At 33.7% G+C, this 21,142-nt stretch carries 20 protein-coding genes; all 20 read right to left on the reverse strand.

What is annotated here, in order from left to right; translation table 11 throughout:
• Positions 1-92: 92 nt before the first annotated feature.
• The gene (asnS, locus tag HMPREF2706_RS03375; protein WP_049428687.1) at positions 93-1,385 is read right to left on the reverse strand and encodes an asparagine--tRNA ligase; all 1,293 of its coding nucleotides are present in this window, start codon (positions 1,383-1,385) and stop codon (positions 93-95) included.
• 126 nt (positions 1,386-1,511) lie between these two features.
• Positions 1,512-4,214, reverse strand: coding sequence for a helicase C-terminal domain-containing protein (locus HMPREF2706_RS03380; protein ID WP_049428689.1), 2,703 nt, complete (start codon positions 4,212-4,214; stop codon positions 1,512-1,514).
• 27 nt (positions 4,215-4,241) lie between these two features.
• Entirely contained in the window at positions 4,242-5,213 is a 972-nt protein-coding gene (locus HMPREF2706_RS03385; RefSeq protein ID WP_049428691.1) for a biotin--[acetyl-CoA-carboxylase] ligase, read from the reverse strand.
• A complete protein-coding gene (locus tag HMPREF2706_RS03390) occupies positions 5,200-6,402 on the reverse strand; it encodes a CCA tRNA nucleotidyltransferase (RefSeq protein WP_049428692.1) in 1,203 nt (400 codons plus the stop codon). Before HMPREF2706_RS03390 ends, HMPREF2706_RS03385 begins: the two co-directional genes overlap by 14 nt.
• Before the next feature lies 1 nt (position 6,403).
• Positions 6,404-7,534, reverse strand: a complete 1,131-nt coding sequence (gene bshA / locus HMPREF2706_RS03395; RefSeq protein ID WP_023350248.1) for an N-acetyl-alpha-D-glucosaminyl L-malate synthase BshA — start codon at positions 7,532-7,534, stop codon at positions 6,404-6,406.
• 22 nt (positions 7,535-7,556) lie between these two features.
• Positions 7,557-7,874, reverse strand: coding sequence for a nucleotide pyrophosphohydrolase (locus HMPREF2706_RS03400; protein WP_002453277.1), 318 nt, complete (start codon positions 7,872-7,874; stop codon positions 7,557-7,559).
• Between the two features lie 170 nt (positions 7,875-8,044).
• Entirely contained in the window at positions 8,045-8,740 is a 696-nt protein-coding gene (locus HMPREF2706_RS03405; RefSeq protein WP_002433625.1) for a zinc metallopeptidase, read from the reverse strand.
• A gap of 44 nt (positions 8,741-8,784) precedes the next feature.
• Positions 8,785-9,384, reverse strand: coding sequence for a DUF1405 domain-containing protein (locus HMPREF2706_RS03410; RefSeq protein ID WP_049307528.1), 600 nt, complete (start codon positions 9,382-9,384; stop codon positions 8,785-8,787).
• Positions 9,381-9,947, reverse strand: coding sequence for a YpiB family protein (locus tag HMPREF2706_RS03415; protein ID WP_037549175.1), 567 nt, complete (start codon positions 9,945-9,947; stop codon positions 9,381-9,383). The genes HMPREF2706_RS03410 and HMPREF2706_RS03415 overlap by 4 nt, the downstream gene beginning before the upstream one ends.
• Positions 9,948-9,961: 14 nt before the next feature.
• On the reverse strand, positions 9,962-11,206 hold the full coding sequence (locus tag HMPREF2706_RS03420) for a tetratricopeptide repeat protein (protein ID WP_049428696.1): 1,245 nt from the start codon (positions 11,204-11,206) through the stop codon (positions 9,962-9,964).
• 3 nt (positions 11,207-11,209) lie between these two features.
• Complete coding sequence (gene aroA, locus HMPREF2706_RS03425) at positions 11,210-12,511, reverse strand: 3-phosphoshikimate 1-carboxyvinyltransferase (protein WP_070862193.1); 1,302 nt, start codon at positions 12,509-12,511, stop codon at positions 11,210-11,212.
• A gap of 9 nt (positions 12,512-12,520) precedes the next feature.
• Positions 12,521-13,585 (reverse strand): 3-dehydroquinate synthase, encoded by a 1,065-nt coding sequence (gene aroB, locus HMPREF2706_RS03430; protein WP_049428697.1) that lies wholly within the window; start codon positions 13,583-13,585, stop codon positions 12,521-12,523.
• A gap of 26 nt (positions 13,586-13,611) precedes the next feature.
• Positions 13,612-14,778: a chorismate synthase gene (gene aroC, locus HMPREF2706_RS03435; protein ID WP_049428699.1), complete on the reverse strand. Its 1,167-nt coding sequence runs from the start codon at positions 14,776-14,778 to the stop codon at positions 13,612-13,614.
• Positions 14,779-14,970: 192 nt separating this feature from the next.
• On the reverse strand, positions 14,971-15,420 hold the full coding sequence (gene ndk, locus HMPREF2706_RS03440; RefSeq protein ID WP_023350242.1) for a nucleoside-diphosphate kinase: 450 nt from the start codon (positions 15,418-15,420) through the stop codon (positions 14,971-14,973).
• Positions 15,421-15,564: 144 nt separating this feature from the next.
• Positions 15,565-16,524, reverse strand: a complete 960-nt coding sequence (locus HMPREF2706_RS03445) for a polyprenyl synthetase family protein (RefSeq protein WP_049428700.1) — start codon at positions 16,522-16,524, stop codon at positions 15,565-15,567.
• Position 16,525: 1 nt separating this feature from the next.
• Complete coding sequence (locus HMPREF2706_RS03450) at positions 16,526-17,251, reverse strand: demethylmenaquinone methyltransferase (RefSeq protein WP_002433785.1); 726 nt, start codon at positions 17,249-17,251, stop codon at positions 16,526-16,528.
• Position 17,252: 1 nt separating this feature from the next.
• Entirely contained in the window at positions 17,253-17,825 is a 573-nt protein-coding gene (locus tag HMPREF2706_RS03455) for a heptaprenyl pyrophosphate synthase subunit A (protein WP_049428702.1), read from the reverse strand.
• 379 nt (positions 17,826-18,204) lie between these two features.
• Complete coding sequence (locus HMPREF2706_RS03460) at positions 18,205-18,477, reverse strand: HU family DNA-binding protein (RefSeq protein WP_002433931.1); 273 nt, start codon at positions 18,475-18,477, stop codon at positions 18,205-18,207.
• Between the two features lie 170 nt (positions 18,478-18,647).
• Positions 18,648-19,646 carry an NAD(P)H-dependent glycerol-3-phosphate dehydrogenase gene (locus HMPREF2706_RS03465; protein ID WP_049427657.1) on the reverse strand — a complete coding sequence of 333 codons (999 nt, stop codon included), beginning with the start codon at positions 19,644-19,646 and terminating at the stop codon, positions 18,648-18,650.
• 20 nt (positions 19,647-19,666) lie between these two features.
• Positions 19,667-20,977 (reverse strand): ribosome biogenesis GTPase Der, encoded by a 1,311-nt coding sequence (gene der, locus HMPREF2706_RS03470; protein ID WP_002453287.1) that lies wholly within the window; start codon positions 20,975-20,977, stop codon positions 19,667-19,669.
• Between the last annotated feature and the right edge of the window lie 165 nt (positions 20,978-21,142).

The following is a 21,142-nucleotide window of genomic DNA, read 5'->3' on the forward strand; positions in this document are numbered from 1 at the left end:
TTTCCCCTCCTATTTAAAATGAACGCCCAGCCGTATCAATTGACTGGACGTTTTGGCATCATTTTGAAAATGAAGTTCTTATTTCACCTCTATTATGGGTATAAACGATTTAATAAACGTGGGAATGGTGAAGTTTCACGCACGTGTTCTACTCCTGAAATCCACGCAACTGTTCTTTCTAAACCAAGACCAAAACCACTATGTGGTACACTGCCATAACGACGAAGATCTAAATAATAACTATAACTTTCTTCATCTAATTCATGTTCTTTAATACGTTGTTCTAATAAATCTAAATCATTAATACGCTCTGAACCGCCGATGATTTCGCCATAGCCTTCTGGTGCAATTAAATCAGCACATAATACTGTATCTTCATTGTCAGGGTTAGGTTGCATATAGAACGGCTTAATTTTAGTTGGGTAATTAGTTATAAACACTGGTAAATCATAATGATTAGCGATTGCAGTTTCATGAGGTGCTCCGAAATCTTCGCCCCACTCTATATCATCAAAGCCTTGTTCTTTTAAGAATTCAATCGCATCATCATATGAAATTCTTGGGAATGGTGTTGCTACTTTTTCTAATTTAGTCGTATCACGGTCAAGTGCTTTAAGTTCTAATTCACAATTTTTAAGCACTGATTGTACAACGTGAGTGACATATTGTTCTTGTACCTCTAAACTCTCAGCATGATTTGTAAATGCCATTTCTGGTTCAATCATCCAAAATTCAATTAAATGGCGACGTGTTTTAGATTTTTCAGCACGGAACGTTGGACCGAAAGAAAATACGCGACCATGTGCCATAGCTGCAGCTTCCATATATAATTGGCCACTTTGAGATAAGAATGCATCTTGGTCGAAGTATTTAGTATGGAATAACTCGCTTGTACCTTCAGGTGCACTTGCAGTTAAAATTGGTGGATCAATTTTAGTAAAGCCATTGTCGTTAAAGAATTCATATGTTGCACGAATAATTTCATTTCTAATTTTCATCACGGCATGTTGTTTCTTAGAACGTAACCATAAATGACGGTGATCCATTAAGAATTCAGTGCCGTGATTCTTAGGTGTGATTGGGTAATCATGCGCTTCATGAATGACTTCAATTGATTTTACTTGCATTTCATAGCCTAAATCAGAACGATTATCTTCAGTGATTGTTCCTGTTACATATAATGAAGATTCTTGAGTAATCTCTTTAGATAATTGGAAGGTCTCTTCATCAACTTCTGATTTCACTACCACGCCTTGCATAAATCCAGTACCATCACGTAATTGTAAGAACGCGATTTTACCACTAGAACGTTTATTTGTTAACCAAGCACCAATCGTTACTTCTTGGTTTAGATGTTGTTTCGCCTGTTTAATCGTAGTCTTCATAACCAAACTCCTATTTTTCTATTCTTTTTAATACTTATTTATTTTAACAAAATCTTCTATTAACTTCTACATGTTGACTTCTGTGATTGCTTTCTTGAAAATGACTTCGCTACGTCAAATTAAACTCTATTTTCCTTTTTTAATTGATTTCTGAATGTGCCCTAGTAATTTATTGAATTGTTGAATATCCCCTTTTTTCTGGCGATAATTTTCCAAGGTTTGAGCAAAGAAATTCTTAAAATTACTATTGACTAAGCGATCATCGAACGACACTATAAGCCCTTTATCATCCTCATTACGTATCAAACGACCTAATCCTTGTCTAAAGCGAGTGACAGCGTCTGGAAGGACGTAATCTTTGAACGTTGACGTAAATTCAGTGTCCATAAGCCAATATTTCGTATTGTGTTTATTCATAAATGGTAGCTTAGCTATCATGACACACTTAATACCATCAGCTTGAAAGTCGAAGCCTTCAAAGAATGTTGATGTACCTAACAAGATAGATTTTTCAAAGTTATTAAATTGTTGAACAATTTTATAATTTTGATTCTGTTGTTGAGTGAGTATCACGTAGTCCTCAAATGGTGGTAATTCGTTTAACATATCTTGAACCATATGCATCATCTTGTAACTTGTAAATAAGACGAGACATTTTGATTGAGTCATAGTGACATATTCGACAAGATAATCCACAATTGATGCCACGTAGTCTTCAATATTCTTATAATTATAAGAAGCTACATCAGTAGGAATAAAAACGCTCGTATTTTTAGAGGCTTTCATCGATGTTGATACTTCAAATGTATTAAATTTGGTATGATCGTTAAACCAATTCTTAAAGTTATCAAATGAATGATTGAAAGTTAACGTACCGGAAATAAAAGTGAGCGAATTAAATTTATCAAGAACTTGAGTTGTTAAAATATCTTTTACTGCAAAGTCTTTAACAAGCAAACGAATTGTAGACTTTTGAGTTAGATTTTTGATTGAAATATAACTTGTATGATTATCTTTTAAACTTTGCTCTATTTGTTTAAATCTATCGTTGAGATAAAGTAACTGTTTACGAATTGATTTAATTGTTTTATGTCTAATGCCATTAAAAATTTCCAACGTTTTATTTAGTTTATCAATGAGAGCGTGTAAATCTTTTAATATATTATCAGTCTCAAATTGGTAAACATAATGATACTTATGAACTTCATCGTCATAGACTTCAGATGACTGAATAATTTCATAAATCGTTGTAAATAAACGCTCATTCAATTCGTGGATGTCATTGATGTTTGATTTAAGTCCGAATACATCAATAGGTGCTATATCTAATTTCTCAAGAATACGTTGCTGTTCTAATTTGTCTATAGCTTTAAGTAGTTTTTCATTTTCGTTTCTACCGATTAAGCCTAATTGATATTTAATATCAGAATAGTTCAATTCATTAGTAACTTGATTTAGGGCATAATCTGGTAATCGGTGTGCTTCATCAATGATACAATCGTCGAATAATTGATATATTGAATTTTCTGCATCCGAATGAATTAAATGTGCGTGATTCGTAATACCGATTTGAATATTTTGAGCGTTACGTTTTATAAAATTGTAGTAATGGATGTCATGACGTACAGGAACGTAAGTTTCAATCTTTTGATCGAAATACATTTTCTGTCCGCCTTTTAAGTTTAATTCTTGGATATCACCTGTAGTTGTTTCTGTAATCCAAATTAATAATTGCATTTTTAGAATGCTAACTTCATAGTTATTAGTATCATCTTTTAAGATTTGACTAATCAAACCAAGTGAAATGTAATCATTTTTACTTTTGATCAGAGATGCGTTGATTTTAAATTTTAATGCCTCGTTTAATGCAGGAATATCTTTTTCAAGTAACTGACTCTGCAGTATTTTAGTATTTGTAGATATCATCACGTGTCGCCCAGTCTCAATATTGTACATGAGTGCTGCAAGTAAATATGCAAGGGACTTACCACTTCCTAGAGGCGCTTCAATCATTGCTTTATCACTATGCATCAGTTGATCAAGAATAATTTCTGAAAGATAAAGTTGTTGAGGACGATAAGTCATATTTAGAGCTTTCGTAGCTTTTTTATAAAGTGTTTTAAGAGAACCTTCAAACTTTGTTTGTGGACCTTTTAAATCTACTTGTTTACGATATATGATTTGTTCGAATTGACCAAATTGGTCATCCAATGGTTTCGATTGATTTGTTCTTACCATTTCGAAAAGGATATTGTATAAATCATATTTAAGATTTTTACTTAAATAATAAAGTTGCTTTTGCGTATCTAAAGGTAAACTTTCAAACTTTTTGAAGGCCTTAATCATTAACTTTGCAGTCGTTGTAGCGTCTTCATCGGCACGATGTGCTTTGTCTAAGGGTATATCATGTGCTTGAGCGAGCTCGCTTAACTGGTAACTTTTATCTGTTGGGAACGCGATTTTAAACAATTCAAGTGTATCCATCACTTTCTTAGGTTTGAATTGAATGTCACAGTTATTGAAAGCATTTTTAATGAAATTAAGATCAAAAGAAATATTATGTGCCACGAAAATGCAATCTTTAATTTGGTCGTAAATATCCTCAGCAACTTCATTGAAATAAGGTGCTTGAGCGAGCATGTCCTCTTCAATAGATGTCAAAGCTTGAATAAATGGAGGAATTTCTAAATCAGTGCGAATCATTGAATGATAAGTATCAATAATTTTATGATTGCGTACGAAAGTAATGCCTATTTGAATAATTTCATCATAATCTAGTTGATTACCAGTTGTTTCTAAATCAACAACTGCATAGGTTGCAATTCCCATAACGCCCTCTCTCCTTGTCTTCAGTGTTTATAAATCTATATCTGCACTCATTAGTCGATGTAAATTCCCTTCGTCATCTTTCACAAGTAAGAAACCATCTTGGTCGATATCAAATGCCTCACCTATAAATTGGTGACCATTCTCGGTAAATCTTAATTGACGATTCCACATATTTGTTGCTGCAATATATTCTTCTCGAATCGTCTCAAATGGTTGCTCTAAGAATTGTTTATAACGTTTATTAATCTCATAGAGTAGTATTTTTAGAAAATCATAACGATTTATTTTATCATCAGCATGCAACCTCATACTTGTTGCAATCTGACGTATTTCATCATTAAAGTCGTCCTCAACATGATTCATATTAATACCTATACCACATATAATTGCTTCTATAGCATCATAATTAGCTACCATTTCAGTTAAAAAACCACAAATTTTCTTTTTCCCAATGTAAATATCATTAGGCCATTTAATTGCTACACGATCATTAGAGAATTGTTGAATGGCATCCCTAATTCCCAATGCGATAAATAAATTGTATTTGGGAATCATTGCAAATGGAACATTTGGTCTTAATACTAGAGACATCCACAGACCTTTACCCTTAGATGAACTCCAATTGCGATTAAAGCGTCCTCGTCCTTCTGTTTGTTCATCACTTAAAATTAAAAATGATGATTTGTTGCCTACTAATGCTTTTTTAGCTTTAGTTTGTGTTGAATCAACTGAGTTATAAACTTCTATCTGATCAATTGAATCAAAATCTTTTACGATGGGTTGAACAATGCCACTGTACCATTGATCGGGGAGTGCATTGAGCTGATGACCTTTATGATTGACGGATTCGATGTCACAACCATCGTTTTTTAATTGATCGATAATTTTTTTAACGCCTGCTCGTGATATATTAAGTTGATCAGCTATAAATTGCCCTGAGATGTAATTTGGTTGATTCTCATATAACATTCTTACTACGTCTTGACTATACTTTGACATTCGCATCCACCCATTCTAGTATTTCAACTTTAGTATTCTTAATTTGTTGTGTGATAATTGCCACTTCTATTTGTCTTAACACATCTTTTAACCACGGTCCTGATTTCGTATTAAGGTGTTGGATAATATCACTACCATTGATAGCCATTTCCTTTCGATGATGGATAGGTAGCTGGTTATAAACTTCTTCAATAGAACGTTCATTTAAGATTAAAGGATTAGGTGTGTTAAGATTGTTTTTCTTGATTGTTTCCTTAGTAGCTAATACATTTTTAATATTTTTTATGTCATTATCATAAATCACAATAATTAAATCCTGCTTAGATTGTACCTGTGGTAATGTTTTAATTAAATTCGCTAAGGTGTGAATATTAGATTTTTCGTTATTGCTTATCTTTAGTAATTTAAGTGTATCAGTCATCGGTTGCTGAGCTAGCATGATAGCAATCCACATTTCAAATTCTAATGGTTCATCGATATGAACGCGTTGCATATTAAATGAATTAAAGAATGGAATGTGCTTAAAGGCATCTATCTCCTTCATTTGATTAAAACTTTGAGCAACATTGATACCCTTAATGAGTTTCTTTAGTTCAACAACAATGCGTTCTATAGATAGGTATTGAATATCAGCAATCTGCTTGCGCATCGCATCAAATGTATTGTCTACAATCTTAAAATCGAGTTGAGCTTGAAAACGTAGTCCTCGAATGATACGTAACGCATCCTCTTCAAATCGTTCACGAGGTTCACCTACTGTACGAATCAGCCGTTCTTTTAAATCGCGTTCACCCTCAAAATAATCATAGGTTTTATAATTAGAATCCATTGCAATGGCATTTACAGTGAAATCTCGACGTTGTACGTCTTGGTATAAATCACGTACGAAGTGCACTTCGCTCGGTCTACGATGATCCACATAATCTTCTTCAGCACGAAATGTTGTTACTTCATAATTTTCATGATGATAAACGACATTGATAGTACCATGTTCCTTACCTATTGGAATGGTCTTCTCAAAAATATCTTCAATTTCATTAGGCGTTGCACTGGTAGTAATATCAATATCATGGATGTCTCGTCCCATGAGATAATCACGAACTGAACCCCCAACGAAGTATGCTTCAAATCCATGATGCTGAATATGATCTAATATTGGTTTGGCACGTTCAAATAACTCGTTACTCATCTTAATTTTCACCTTGTTCTAACATTTTTTTATAATAATGTTCATACTGATCAGTAATCAATTCTGAAGCAAAGCGATCACGAATATCTTCAAGCATTTTTGATTGCATTTGTTTATATAAATTGGGATTTTCTAAGAGCTGAATCGCATATTGCGCTGCTTGTTCACTGTCACCAATATTTACTATAAAGCCCGTCTCTTCATGCTTAATTACCTCTTTGATACCTCCAGCATTTGTACCAATTGGTAATACACCCGTCTTCATTGCCTCTAATAAAGTTAAACCAAAACTTTCTTTTTCACTTAAAAGTAGCACGAGATCTGATAGTTGATAAAATGCACTTACATCATTTTGTTTACCTAAAAATAGTACATGCTCTTCTACATTGAGTTCGCGAGCTTTTTGGCGCATATCTAGTAATTCTGGACCGTCTCCAAGTAATATTAGTTTACTAGGAATTCGTTCATGTACTTTGGCGAATGTTTCAATGATTGTATCAATACGTTTTACTCTTCGGAAGTTTGATACATGAATGAGTACCTTCTCTTCAGGTAATATGCCGTAGCAATCCTTTAACTCTTCATTATGTCGTGTTGGGAATTCATTTTCACGAACAAAATTATAAATAGGTACAATTTCTTTATTTGTATCAATAATTTCATATGTTTGTTGTGCAAGAGAATGACTCACACTGGTAACAATGTCACTCTGTTCGATACCAAATTTAATAGCATTCTTAAGCGAATGATCATAACCAAGCACTGTAATATCTGTGCCGTGAAGTGTAGTCATGATCTTTACATCTTTGCCGGACATTTGCTTTGCTAAAATGCCACAAACCGCGTGTGGTACGGCGTAATGCATATGTAAAACGTCTAAATCGTATTCTTTAATGACGTCAGATATTTTAGTACTTAATGTGATATCATATGGCGGATATTGAAATACTGCATATTGATTCACTTCAACTTGATGGAAAGTAATATTCGGTAAAGGTTTACGTATTCTAAAAGGAATATTCGAGGTAATAAAATGAACGTCGTGTCCGCGTTCAGCCATCTTTATACCAAGCTCTGTTGCAATGATTCCAGAGCCGCCCATGGACGGGTAACAAGTAATACCGATTTTCATCTGTGCCCATCCTTTCTATATATTATTTTCTTTCGAAACGATCTTTATCTCGTGTATTAAATTTCTCCATCGTTTCATTAAAACTTTCAGTCATATCTATATCTAGTGAATTAGCGATACATAATAATACAAATAAGTTATCTCCTAATTCAGCTTTGATGGTATTGTCAGCTTCAGAATCTTTTTTCTTCTTTTCACCATAATGATGATTAATTTCTCTTGCTAACTCTCCTACTTCTTCAGTCATTCTAGCGAGATTTGCTAGTGGTGAGAAGTAGCCTGCTTTGAATTGACCAATATATTCGTCAACTTCTTTTTGCATTTGTTCCATCGATTTCATTTTATGGTATTCTCCTTTAATGCGTTTCTCATATAGTATATTACAATTTGTTAGTTGATGCATTTCAAGTGCAATAATAGAAACTGTAGATTTATGTTGAAAATAAAAAACCTGGTAAGTATTACATCTACATGTAATCTTAACCAGGTTTATAAAAAGTATTTATTTAATTATTCGCTTGATCTTGCAAGTAAAATGATACGTGCAAGTTCAGCTAATGCTACTGCTGTTGAAGCAACATAAGTCATTGCTGCTGCAGATAACACTTTCTTAGCGTGTTTGTATTCTTTCTCATTTACGATATTTAAAGCAGTGATTTGCTTCATTGCTCTTGAACTAGCATTAAACTCAACAGGTAATGTCACGATTGAGAATAATACTGCAAGTGACATTAATCCAGCACCAATCCATAATGCAGTTGAACCAAATGCACTTCCGAAAGCAGTTAACACGATACCTAACATGATAACCATGTAACTTAAAGAACTACCGATATTAGCAAGTGGTACAAGTGCACTTCTAAATCTTAATGGTGCATAACCTTGTTGGTGTTGAATTGCGTGCCCAACTTCATGGGCTGCAATTGCTGTACCAGCAACTGAAGGTCTATCGTAGTTTGCAGGAGATAAACAAACAACTTTTTTACTAGGGTCATAGTGGTCTGTTAAGAATCCGTCACCTTTAACGACATCAACATCGTAAATACCATTTGCATGTAGTATTTCTTCAGCAACTTCTCTACCTGTTTTACCACTAGTGGATCTCACTTGTGAATACTTTTCATAATTAGATTTAACTTTATGTTGAGCCCACATAGGGATGACCATTAATATTACGAAATATATAATCATAGATATTAAAGACATTAAACTCACTCTCCTCTAGTATTATTTTACTGACAAAATAGTGTTTAATCAAATGTTTTAACTTTCATAAAACGTTGTAAAACTAAGTATAAAATTAAGGCGCTTATACTCAGACATACTGATAATACTCCGATTTGAAATGTATGTGAAGCAATAAAGTCATAATAAGGAAATTGACCGAAACCATAATCGATTATGTCATTAATCAATACCCATATTAAAGCGACTAAGAACCCAGTCATTGTTACTTTAAAGCGTGGATAAAAATAGATAGCTTCAACGGCCATAATACCGTGGGATACAATTAACATAATACCGTTAATTGTCACTTCACCCTGCTCAACAAACATAAGAATATTCATGATAACTGCCCACACGCCATACTTAATTAAAGTTACAAAGGCTAGAGCATTTAAAATTGCGGAACGTTTGTTAAACAACATGAGCATGATAGATAAGCTTAGAAAAAGTGATGCTGTGGGGCTATCAGGTACAAATGGTTTAAAATAACGTGGAGTAATATATAGTTGTCCACTATACCAATCATAGCCGTAAATCGTTCCTGCCACATTACATATAATTAAGAAAATAAGCACCCATTTCCTATAAAGTGTCATTTCCCATATCCATTTATAGTCACTCATTGTTCTTCCTCGTGTATAGCATCAACGTCTTTCATTTTCAATGCATTTAAAATTTGTGTAAGTTGATAAAATCTTTCTGGTTCATTCATTTGTAAACTCAAATCAATATTTTCTTGTAAATTTTCAATCAAAGAAGATTGCTTTCTTTGATTCATTGAAATCGCATATAAATCTTGTACGTATGCGGAGTAACTTGGTGAATGAATCAATTGTGCCAAGATTAAATCGTCGTAGCGAGGTTCATACTTATGATTATCCGCAAAATGTATTTGAATATCTAGACGAATTGTATTATTAGCGATATATTCAAAGATTTCGTTCGTGTTAATGTATGTTTGATCGTCTTTAGTAAATTGAATTGCAGAAGCATGTGCGTTTACTTCTGCAATTTCTAAAGTATGATGTTGTTTAATTTTTCCACTTACGAAATGAACAAGGTTCAGTTTGTCATGATTTGCTTTTAAGTAATTAAGTACCCAAACGGTAATGCGTGATTTGAAACGGTATTGAAATAGTAAATATTCCAAAAAGCTTTGCTTCATTCGTATGAGCGATTCATTCATTAGTATTCACCCACTTAAGATTGGATTCTCGTAGCTTCATCATGCCAAGTTTCATTACTAGGGTCAATTTCTAATAATTTATCTAAAATTGATTTTGCTTTGTCTTTATGTCCAATTTCTAATAGATAGAAATAATAATCGCTTAAAAATTCAGACTGTGTATTTAAAGTCGGGTATGCTAATTCGAAGAAATGTTGAGCTTCTTTATCGCGTTCTTCATGACCATAAGCATATGCTAAATGCCACATAAACACAGGGTCTAAGTCTTCCTCATCTACAAAGGTAAGAAGTTGAATAATTGCTTCATAATCTTCTTCATTTCGGTATAAATCACTTAATATTAGCAATGGTTCATGATAGGCATTGTCGACTTCAAGTGCTTGTTTTAATAATTCAACACCTTCATTCGCATCGCCATGCTCTATTTCTAAGCTACCTGTAGACACCATAAGCTCTTTGTAGAACTGACTTAGTCTAAGCCCTTCTTTACCAGTTTCAATCGCATCTGGGTAGTTCTTTTCATTTTCATATAATGATTGTAAGTAGAAATAACCTTGAATAAAGTCAGGATCTTTAGACAATAATGTCTTCATGATTTTTATCGCTTCTTGCGTTAAATCGTTCTTTTCATAAGCAATAGCCTTCTTGAAATAATCCTCAGAGTTCATTTCATCTTCACTAATTTCATCAAATAACCCAATAGAATCGGTATAGTTACCACTTTGTAAACTACAGTCGGCCATTCTTGAAAATAAATTAACGCCATTCACTTGGTATTCGCCTGTCTCTAGTACTGTCTCATACTCAGTTGTAGCGCGTAAATATTGTCCATCAAAGTATAGTAATTCAGCTAAAGCGAAATGTATAATTGGGTCGTTAGGTTCAATTTCTAACGCTTCTTGAAGCTTATCAATGGCAACTTCCAACATATTAATTTGTTGATATAAATCAGCTTCTAGCATTAACTTTTCAGTTGATGTTTCAACTTCAGCTAAATATTCTAATGCTTCATCAGTTTGATTCTCAGACATTAATCCTTCAATAAAGTAAATAAGTAATTCACTTTCATCAGGATATTTATGATATAACGTTCTAAACACTTCTAAACCTTGAGGTGTTAAACCGAAATTATATAATGTTTCGCCTAAGATAAATAACGCGTCATCGTTATTTGAACTTAATGCTTCGTTTACACGAGAGTCTAAATTCTCTAATTTTTGTAGATTGATATCGTCTATTAATTTATAGATATCTTCCATAATTTATTTTCCCTCATTTTCTAAAAGCTTTAATTTTGGTAAGAAACCTGGGAAAGATACATTAACTGCGTCAAATTGCTCTATTGTTAAAGGTTCAGAACTTAGTAACGAAGCTACAGCTAACATCATACCTATACGATGATCCGTTTGACTATCTACTGTTGCATTCGCTTTAAATTCAGAAGGATGTATAATCAATCCATCGTTTGTTGGTTGTAGGCTGAAACCTAGCATATTGAGCATATCAGCAGTTGTATCTATTCGATTCGTTTCTTTTACCTTTAATTCTTCTGCATCTTTGATAATACAAGTACCTGAAGCTTGAGTGCATAATAATGCGACTACAGGAAGTTCGTCAATCGCTTTAGGTACTATATCACCTTCAATAGTAATTGGCTTTAAAGTTGGGGTGTATTTAACTCGAATAGAAGCTGTAGGTTCAGCGTCGTGAGTCACGTTGTTTAATTCAATATTACCCCCCATAAGTTCAACGATGTCTATGATACCTGAACGTGTCGGGTTAATGCCAACATTATGAATTGTAATATCGCTTCCAGGTGTAATTAGCGCGGCTACAATAAAGAACGCTGCTGACGAAATATCTCCAGGCACATGGAAATCCTGTGCTTTGATGTGTTGAATTGCATGAGGTGAAGTTCGAATCGTCTTACCCTCAATCTCTATTGGAATATTAAAATGTTCAAACATTGTCTCTGTATGATTTCTACTCACATCAATTTCAGTGACGGTTGTTGCTTCCTCTGAAAAGATACTCGCAAATAAAATTGCACTTTTTACTTGAGCACTAGCAACCTCCATTTGATATTCTATACCTTTAATAATAGATGGCTTAATAATTAAAGGGGTATAATTTCCTTCAATACCTGAAATATGAGCATTCATTTGTAACAATGGTTTTAGGACACGATCCATAGGTCTTTTACCAATAGAAACATCACCAGATAGTACGCTTTCAATTCCTAAACCACTAAGTAGTCCCGCCAATAAACGTGTTGTTGTTCCAGAATTCCCCGTATACAACACTTGGTGTGGTGTCTTAAATTGTTGATAACCAGGTGAGTCAATAATGATTGTCTCTTCATGTTCAGTTATTTTAACACCTAATAACTCAAATATTTCCATAGTACGGCGACAATCTTCTCCAAGTAAAGGCTTATAAATTGTAGTTTGACCTGTCGCTAGAGATGCAAGCATGATTGCTCGGTGTGTCATGGACTTGTCTCCGGGAACTTCTATTTCACCCTTTAAAGGGCCATTGATGTCGATAACTTCATTATTAGTCATGTTTATCACCTACCTAAAATATGACTGTAATTGATTAAATGCTTTAAGATGTCTCGTTTTATCAACATGAAGTACAATAGGACTACCCCAATCTTGAAGTAAGACCATTTGAATACCTTCACTGTTATTTTTCTTATCAAGTAACATAAATTGATATGTGTCTTCAAAACTAAGCTTAGGGATAATTTCTAAAGGATAATTTAAACATTGGAGATAATTAATGAAATGTTGAATATCATATTCGGTATGCAACATTTCATTAGCTACAATAAATTGATAGAGAATGCCTATCATTACTGCATGACCATGTGGTATTTTATGTTCATATTCCACAGCATGACCAAAAGTGTGACCTAAGTTAAGAAATTTTCTCATACCTTTTTCTTTTTCGTCTTCAACAACGATGTGCAATTTCGTTTCTATGCCTTTAAATAAGTAATAGTCTAGTTGATTTAAAGATTTTAACTGTTTATCAGAACTAAAATGCGCCTCTATATTTTGCGTAGCTTCCTTACCATTCAATAATGCATGTTTATAGACCTCAGCATAACCACTCAAAACTTCAGTATAAGGTAGCGTTTCTAAGAAATTTAAATCATAGATGACAGCTTTAGGTCGATAAAAGACACCGATAAGATTTTTACCATGCTTTGAATTAATACCTACTTTTCCGCCAACACTTGAATCATGTGCGAGAATCGTAGTAGGAACTTGGATAAATCCTACACCTCTTAATAGAGTTGCAGCAATGAAACCGGCGAAATCACCTGTTGCCCCTCCACCTAAAGCGATAATACATGTTTGTCGTGTTAATTGATGACTTAATAATGACTCCATTGTTTGATTGTATTGGGCAAATGTTTTAGTTTGTTCGCCAGCAGGAATGATAATTTTCTGCGCATGATGCTTTTTAGTTAAGGTATCTATTTTCTCTGAAAATTGGTGATACACATTAGCGTCAATAATGAAGAATACTTTGTCATAATCTTTGGTAAAAGAATCCAAGTATTCAATTGCATCGTGCTCCACAATAATTGGATAGTTGTTATTTTCATAAGTTGTTTCAAGTTTCATCTTATCACCTCTTAAGGATGGTGTATTTAAAATTCAATGTTTAACTGACGACGTTCTTCGATTTGTGATTTTAATTGATCGATGTGATTAGATTGGAATTCTTCCAGTAATGCTTTTGCCAATTCAAAAGCTACAACATGTTCACATACCACACTTGCAGCAGGAACCGCGCAACTATCAGAACGTTCAATCGTCGCTTTGAAGTCCTCTTTAGTATTGATATCTACTGAGTTTAAAGGTTTATAGAGTGTTGGAATAGGTTTCATTACTCCATTTACAATGATTGGCATCCCATTACTCATACCACCCTCAAATCCTCCAAGGTGATTCGTAGCTCTATAATAACCACTATCGCTATCGTAATGAATTTCATCTTGAATCTCACTACCTTGTTTTTCAGCGGCTTTAAATCCTTCGCCAAAACTAACACCTTTAAAAGCATTAATACTTACAACGCCTTGCGCGATGCGACCATCTAATTTACGATCGTAGTGAACATAACTCCCTACGCCAACAGGCATATTCTCTGCCATAACTTGAACTACACCACCAATTGAGTCGCCTTCTTTTTTTGCTTCATCAATTTTATCACGCATTTGTTGTGCGATATCTTCATTAATTACACGTACATCGTTTTTGTCAATATTGGCTTTGAAAGTTTCAGTATCATAAAGGCCTTCATCTTTAACGCCACCTATTTCAACCACACGACTGTACATATGAATATCTAGTTGTTCTAAGAGTATTTTAGAGACAGCCCCTACAGCGACGCGTGCTGCGGTTTCTCTAGCAGATGAACGCTCTAATACATTTCTTAAATCACGATGATTATATTTCATTCCTCCAACCAAATCAGCATGTCCAGGTCTAGGTTTTGTAATGGTACGCTTCATGTTTTCTCTTTCTTCATCGCTTATTGGTGCTACGCCCATAATTTTTCTCCAATGCGTAAAGTCATCGTTAGTCACGACTAAAGTAATTGGACTCCCAAGCGTATAACCATTTCTTACTCCAGAAACAATTTCAATTGCATCCTTCTCGATTTGCATACGACGTCCTCGACCATATCCGCCTTGACGTTTAAACATTTCCTTATTAATATCTTCAGCTTTAATTTCTAAATTAGCTGGTACACCTTCAATGATGACTGTAAGTTGTGGACCATGTGATTCACCTGAAGTGAGGTATCTCATGAGCGCACACTCCTTTCTCTTCTTTAATGCATTAAATTGTAATATGTTTAATATATTATCATATTCATACACACAACATAAGTCTTGAACTTTAGCGTCATGTAACTTCATTGGTGAAAATAGAGAGAACCGATTTAACTTTCGCTAAATCGGTTCTTAGTGGATAAAATGAAATTCATTTATTTATATTTTTTATTCGTATAACCAGTCTTCTCTTGGTGATGTATAATCAGCAATTTCATTGCTATTAAACCATAAACTAATTTCACGTTGCGCTGATTCTACAGAGTCAGAACCATGAATAATGTTTCTTCCAACTGTTAAACCAAGATCGCCTCTAATCGTACCAGGTGCGGCTTCAGAAGGATTAGTACTACCGATAATGTGACGAGATACTGCGACAGCATCTTCACCTTCTACAACCATCGCAAAAACAGGAGCTGAAGTTATAAATGAAATTAATTTTTCATAGAAAGGTTTACCTTCATGTTCGCTGTAATGCTTCTCAGCTAATTCAGTAGGTACTTGCATCAATTTACCACCAACAAGTTTTAACCCTTTGTTTTCAATTCTTGAAATAATTTCTCCAATTAAATTTCTTTGTACTGCATCTGGTTTGATCATTAAAAATGTACGTTCCACTTTGCGTGTCCCCCCGTAAGTTGTGTTTCATTCATTTACCGAAATATGTATAGGTTTATTTCCTATCGAACAAGATAAGCTTTTATCCTGCCACCATTTCATAGTAACAGGATAGTGAAGCGCTTTCAATACTTTTCGCAGAACTTACTTATTTCTACTGCCCATTTTTTTAATGAGTTTTTTAAATAAATTTTTATTAGGTCCCTCTTCTAATTCCTCAATTAAAGCAATTGCTTTATTTAAATACTTCTCACTTATTGCTTTAGATTCTTCAATGTTATCGGATTTTCGAATAGTTTGAATACATGTATCGAAATCAGATTGAGGACTTTGAGCATTTAAGTTAGTGATTTTTTGTTTGAAATCCTTATTCTTTCTCATTTCTAAAAGTACTGGCAAAGTAATATGACCGTTCATCAAATCGCTACCTACAGGTTTGCCCAATTTCTTTTCTGAGCTTGTGAAATCCAAAACATCATCAATGATTTGGAAACTCATTCCAATATAATGACCAATAAGTTTCAATTTGCGTATAGTTTTTTTAGAAGCACCAGAAGTAATTGCACCTACTTCAGTAGCTAATTGAATCAGTAAAGCAGTTTTACGATTAATACGACGCAAATAATTTGTAATATTTTGTTCGCTATTAAATTGATCTTGAAATTGAAATAACTCTCCCCTACATACGTCTACAATAGAGTTAGAAATAATAGAGTGAACGCGAGCATCTTTAATCTCAGATAGATGTTGAAGACCTAATGCAAGTAGGAAGTTTCCTGTTAATATAGCAGTGGTTTGATCCCATTTTTTAGAAATTGTGGGACGTCCTCGACGCTTGTCACTCTTATCAATAACATCATCATGGACGAGTGTAGCCATATGAATGAGTTCTAGTGCTACAGCCACACGATAGGTATCTTCTGAAGTACCTTCACTTGTGCCAAACTGACTGCTTAAAATTACAAAAACAGGACGTACTCTTTTACCACCTGAAGATAATAAGTGGAAAGAAGCCTCTTCTAGAGTTTGATCCGTACTTTGAATCGCACGTTCCAAACGTTCTTCAACTTTTTTTATTTCATTATTAATGTTTAACTTTGCCACGTTAATCACCTTTGGTAGAATCTTTTTCTTTATAGCCAAGGTGCATTGCAGCAACGCCACCTGTAAAGCTACGTACTGTTATATCATTAAATCCTGCTTCAAAGAATAAACGTTTTAACGTTTGCTTATCAGGAAAATTAAATGTTGATTGCTGTAACCATTCATACTCTTCTTTAGACTTAGCGAACATTTTACCGAATATAGGCATTACAAACTTGAAGTATAAGCTATAAACTTGTTTGAATAATGGTAAAGTAGGTTGACTTGTTTCAAGGCATACTACCATACCACCTGGTTTTAGTACACGGTGCATTTCTTGTAATGCAACAAGATAATCTGGTACATTTCTAAGTCCAAATCCAACTGTCACATAATCAAATGTATTATCATCAAATGGTAAGTTCATAGCATCACCATGAACAAGTTTCACATTGTTTAATGAAGATGTTTTTTCTTTTCCAACTTCTAGCATGTTCTCGCTAAAATCTAATCCAGTCACATGTCCCTTGTTGCCGACTGCTTTACTTAATGCGATTGTCCAATCAGCAGTGCCACAACAAACATCTAATGCTTGACTACCTTCTTTAACACGCATGTGTTTCATCACGTGTTTTCTCCAAACTTTGTGTTGTTCAAAGCTAATAATATTATTTAATCGATCATATTTTTGAGAAATATTTTGGAATACTGTATGTACTTGTTCTTTTTTTGCTTGATTTTCACCCATATTAATTACCTCTTCTTTTTATATAGCTTTGATTAATTGTATTGAAATATTGGTCGATTGCTTGTTCATCATATTGATTTAAATATGAAGGATAATAGCCATCATCATTGTTAGTTAATTCATAGAATAAAGCGTACTTATCAACTTTCTTTCCAAAATGAGCAAGCGTAATATAAGGGAAAAGTACTTCAATATCAATGATAGCTTCATTTATCTCATATTCTGACAATGTTTGCTGATGAAGTGAAGATTTTAATTCGTTTACTTTTACAATAGCTTCACTCATTGATAATTGGTAAGAAAGATCATTAATTTCTGCTAATAACGTATAATAATGAGCACTTAGCAAATCTCCAATTAAAATTCCATTTTTAGATAAGTTATTCTTAGCAATATCATCTAGATGACTCATTGAAGTGTCAATAGTGAGGCAAGCAAGCTTAGCTTTTTCAGGAATAGAATATGAATCAAGTAAATTTCCTAAAGAAGAATTAATATGAATTGATTCGTAATCGTTTATACCTTTAAGCCTTTGTTCTATTTGTTTATTTAGTTTGCTTATTGTCGTTTCCATGTTCACACCTCACGATATTATCATAATAATATTAACATTATATGTATGAAATTAAAATCTATAGGAGTTGTTCTTTTAAGTAAAACTCCATTTGTTTAAAAGTGTTAATGTAAATATTACTCTTAATGTTATATATGTAAAAAAATTGGGGGTAGAATAAAAAATTAATTCCTTTGTTAGGTTCATTATCCTCCCCCTATTTAGTCAATTTATTTTATTTAAAAAGAAAATTAAGTATGTAAAAAAGAATACCTACTATTAAATAATATAAGGAATACATTTGTCTTTGACTAATGCATAAAACCAACTAATAACAACAGAGTTGTTAAAGTTGGTCTAAAAATACAAAAAGCCCCTGTGGGGCTTTTTGTAAGTAAAATTATTTAACAGCATCTTTTAATGCTTTACCAGCTTTGAATGCTGGTACTTTACTTGCAGGAATGTCAATTTCTTTACCTGTTTGAGGGTTACGACCTTTACGAGCAGCACGTTCACGTACTTCGAAGTTACCGAAACCGATTAATTGTACTTTTTCACCTTTAGCAAGTGATTTTTGGATTGATTCGAATACAGCGTCAACTGCTGAACCAGCTTCTTTTTTAGTTAAGTCTGCTTGTTCTGCAACTGCATTGATTAAATCTGTCTTATTCATTATGAATTCACCTCCTGAGGTTTTATAATGATATATTAAATATCATTATGTTTTGACTTTAACACACTGATTACTGTCATCGCAACGATTTATGCGTTAGAAACATTGATTTTACGCGTTTCATGATGAATTTTTTGAATATTCCTTCTAAAAGCGTAATTATACACTTGTCATTCAGCTTTTTTACCTCTACCCATAAGCTCTTTAACGCTCTCATTAACAGGTACATCTTCAAATAGTACACGATATAATGCACTTGTAATAGGCATATCTACATGTTCTTTTTTAGCTAAATGATAAACAGATTTAGTCGTATAAACACCTTCAACTACCATTTTCATTTCTTGTAAAGCTTCATCCATTGTTTTACCTTGTCCTAATTTAAAGCCAAGCGTATAGTTTCTTGAATGTGTTGAGGTACATGTCACGATCAAATCACCAATACCTCCTAATCCTAAGAAAGTCATTGGATCAGCACCTAATTTTTCTCCTAGACGACTAATTTCTGCTAAACCGCGCGTCATTAGCGCAGCTTTAGCATTATCACCGAAGCCCATACCCGCTACAATACCGCTAGCAACGGCTATAATATTTTTGAGTGCGCCTCCAAGTTCAACACCCACCAAGTCATTATTAGTATAAACACGTAAATAATCATTCATAAATAGATCTTGGATTAAAGCACTGATTTTCTCATCCTTAGAAGATGCTGCTACAGTAGTGGGTTGTTTAATAACTACTTCTTCTGCATGACTTGGACCTGAAAGAACACCAATACCCGCATTGTGTTCTGATGAAATAGAATCATCTATCATTTCAGACACACGTTTAAATGTACCATTTTCAATTCCCTTAGCAACGTGTATAAATGTTTTTTTAGAAGTAAGCAGTTTATCAATATTAGTAACTACTTCTCTCATTGCTTTCGTAGGTAGAGCCATTAGATAAACATCTGCATGTTGTGTTGCTTCTTCAAGATGAGTTGTTGCTTGAATCGTTTCATCTAATTTAGCATCTTTTAAATAATTTTTATTCATATGGTGCGTATTTAATTCGTTAACACTATCGTTGTTTTTTCCCCACATTAATACGTCGTGACCATTTTGGGCTAAAACATTAGCAAGTGCAGTACCGAAACTACCCATGCCAAAAACTGTTATTTTTGTCATAATTAAATCCCCTTTTTTAATTAATTTCTCTTTCTAGGAATAATATGGATTGGCGTTCCTTCGAAACCAAACGCATTTCTAATTTGATTCTCTAGATAACGTTTATATGAGAAGTGCATTAATTCTACATCATTAACAAAAACTACAAAGGTAGGTGGTTCTATTGCAACTTGTGTTGTATAGAATACATTTAATCTTCGCCCTTTGTCTGTTGGTGTTGGATTCATTGAAATTGCATCCGTTACGACTTCATTAAGTGTTGAGCTTTGAACACGTTTTTTATGATTTTCACTTGCCTCAGTTATGTATGGGAAAAGTGTTCTTAAACGTAAGCTCTCTTTAGCTGATACAAATGCAATTTGAGCATAATCCAAGAATTGAAATTCATTTCTAACATCTTCAGTGAACTTTTTCATTGTTTTGCTATCTTTTTCAACGGTGTCCCATTTATTTACAACAATAACAATTGCTTTACCTTCTTCATGAGCATATCCAGCTACACGTTTATCTTGTTCAATAATACCTTGTTCAGCATCGATGACGACAAGTACGACATTTGAACGTTCGATTGCTTTTAAAGCGCGTAATACTGAATACTTTTCAGTGGATTCATAGACTTTCCCCTTTTTACGCATACCTGCAGTATCAATAAGAACATAATCCTGTCCTTCATATGAATATTCAGTATCCACAGCATCTCTAGTTGTACCTGCAACATTTGAAACGATAACACGCTCTTCCCCTAGAATTGCATTAACTAGACTAGATTTACCAACATTTGGTCTACCTATAATAGAAAGTCTAATTGTATCTTCATCATAAGGATCTTCGGTTTCTTCGCCAAAGTTCTCAACTACGGCATCAAGTAAATCCCCAAGTCCTAAGCCATGTGACCCAGATATTGGATAAGGATCCCCAAAACCTAATGAATAGAAATCATAAATATCATTACGCATTTCAGGATTATCTACTTTATTTACTGCTAATACAACAGGTTTCTTAGATTTATATAACATTTGTGCAACCATTTCATCACTTTGTGTAAGTCCTTCTCTTACATTCACCATGAAAATGATAACATCCGCTTCATCGATAGCAATTTCTGCTTGTGCACGTATTTGAGTTTGGAAAGGTGCATCCCCAATTTCAATACCACCCGTATCAATGATATTAAATTCATGAGTTAACCATTCACCAGAAGAATAGATACGGTCACGTGTTACGCCTGGGGTATCTTCAACAATCGATACACGTTCGCCCACTACTCTATTAAAAATTGTAGATTTACCAACATTAGGTTTGCCTACAATTGCAACTATCGGTTTAGTCATAAGGTAACTTCCTCTCTTTCTTAATCTCTATAATTTTATCACATGAATGCGCTTATTCAAAACTTCATTAGATGTTTATCGTCATGTATAAAGGGCTTTTTACAATTTTCATAGAAAAATAAAACTCCAATTAATGTTCTAAGAACTACTTAAAGTTCTAAGACT

This window comes from Staphylococcus sp. HMSC067F07 (assembly GCF_001837405.1).
Classification (GTDB): Bacteria; Bacillota; Bacilli; order Staphylococcales; family Staphylococcaceae; genus Staphylococcus; species Staphylococcus capitis.

Coding starts and splice junctions, on each gene's coding strand:
- HMPREF2706_RS03400 (WP_002453277.1), bottom strand. CDS start 7,874: ATGAAATCGATGGAACAAATGCAAAAAGAAGTTGACGAATATATTGGT.
- HMPREF2706_RS03450 (WP_002433785.1), bottom strand. CDS start 17,251: ATGGGTGAAAATCAAGCAAAAAAAGAACAAGTACATACAGTATTCCAA.
- HMPREF2706_RS03455 (WP_049428702.1), bottom strand. CDS start 17,825: ATGGAAACGACAATAAGCAAACTAAATAAACAAATAGAACAAAGGCTT.
- HMPREF2706_RS03385 (WP_049428691.1), bottom strand. CDS start 5,213: ATGTCAAAGTATAGTCAAGACGTAGTAAGAATGTTATATGAGAATCAA.
- bshA (WP_023350248.1), bottom strand. CDS start 7,534: ATGAAAATCGGTATTACTTGTTACCCGTCCATGGGCGGCTCTGGAATC.
- HMPREF2706_RS03420 (WP_049428696.1), bottom strand. CDS start 11,206: ATGGAAGATATCTATAAATTAATAGACGATATCAATCTACAAAAATTA.
- aroA (WP_070862193.1), bottom strand. CDS start 12,511: ATGACTAATAATGAAGTTATCGACATCAATGGCCCTTTAAAGGGTGAA.
- HMPREF2706_RS03415 (WP_037549175.1), bottom strand. CDS start 9,947: ATGAATGAATCGCTCATACGAATGAAGCAAAGCTTTTTGGAATATTTA.
- der (WP_002453287.1), bottom strand. CDS start 20,977: ATGACTAAACCGATAGTTGCAATTGTAGGCAAACCTAATGTTGGTAAA.
- aroB (WP_049428697.1), bottom strand. CDS start 13,585: ATGAAACTTGAAACAACTTATGAAAATAACAACTATCCAATTATTGTG.
- HMPREF2706_RS03390 (WP_049428692.1), bottom strand. CDS start 6,402: ATGAGTAACGAGTTATTTGAACGTGCCAAACCAATATTAGATCATATT.
- asnS (WP_049428687.1), bottom strand. CDS start 1,385: ATGAAGACTACGATTAAACAGGCGAAACAACATCTAAACCAAGAAGTA.
- HMPREF2706_RS03465 (WP_049427657.1), bottom strand. CDS start 19,646: ATGACAAAAATAACAGTTTTTGGCATGGGTAGTTTCGGTACTGCACTT.
- HMPREF2706_RS03405 (WP_002433625.1), bottom strand. CDS start 8,740: ATGTCTTTAATATCTATGATTATATATTTCGTAATATTAATGGTCATC.
- HMPREF2706_RS03460 (WP_002433931.1), bottom strand. CDS start 18,477: ATGAATAAGACAGATTTAATCAATGCAGTTGCAGAACAAGCAGACTTA.
- HMPREF2706_RS03410 (WP_049307528.1), bottom strand. CDS start 9,384: ATGAGTGACTATAAATGGATATGGGAAATGACACTTTATAGGAAATGG.
- HMPREF2706_RS03380 (WP_049428689.1), bottom strand. CDS start 4,214: ATGGGAATTGCAACCTATGCAGTTGTTGATTTAGAAACAACTGGTAAT.
- aroC (WP_049428699.1), bottom strand. CDS start 14,778: ATGAGATACCTCACTTCAGGTGAATCACATGGTCCACAACTTACAGTC.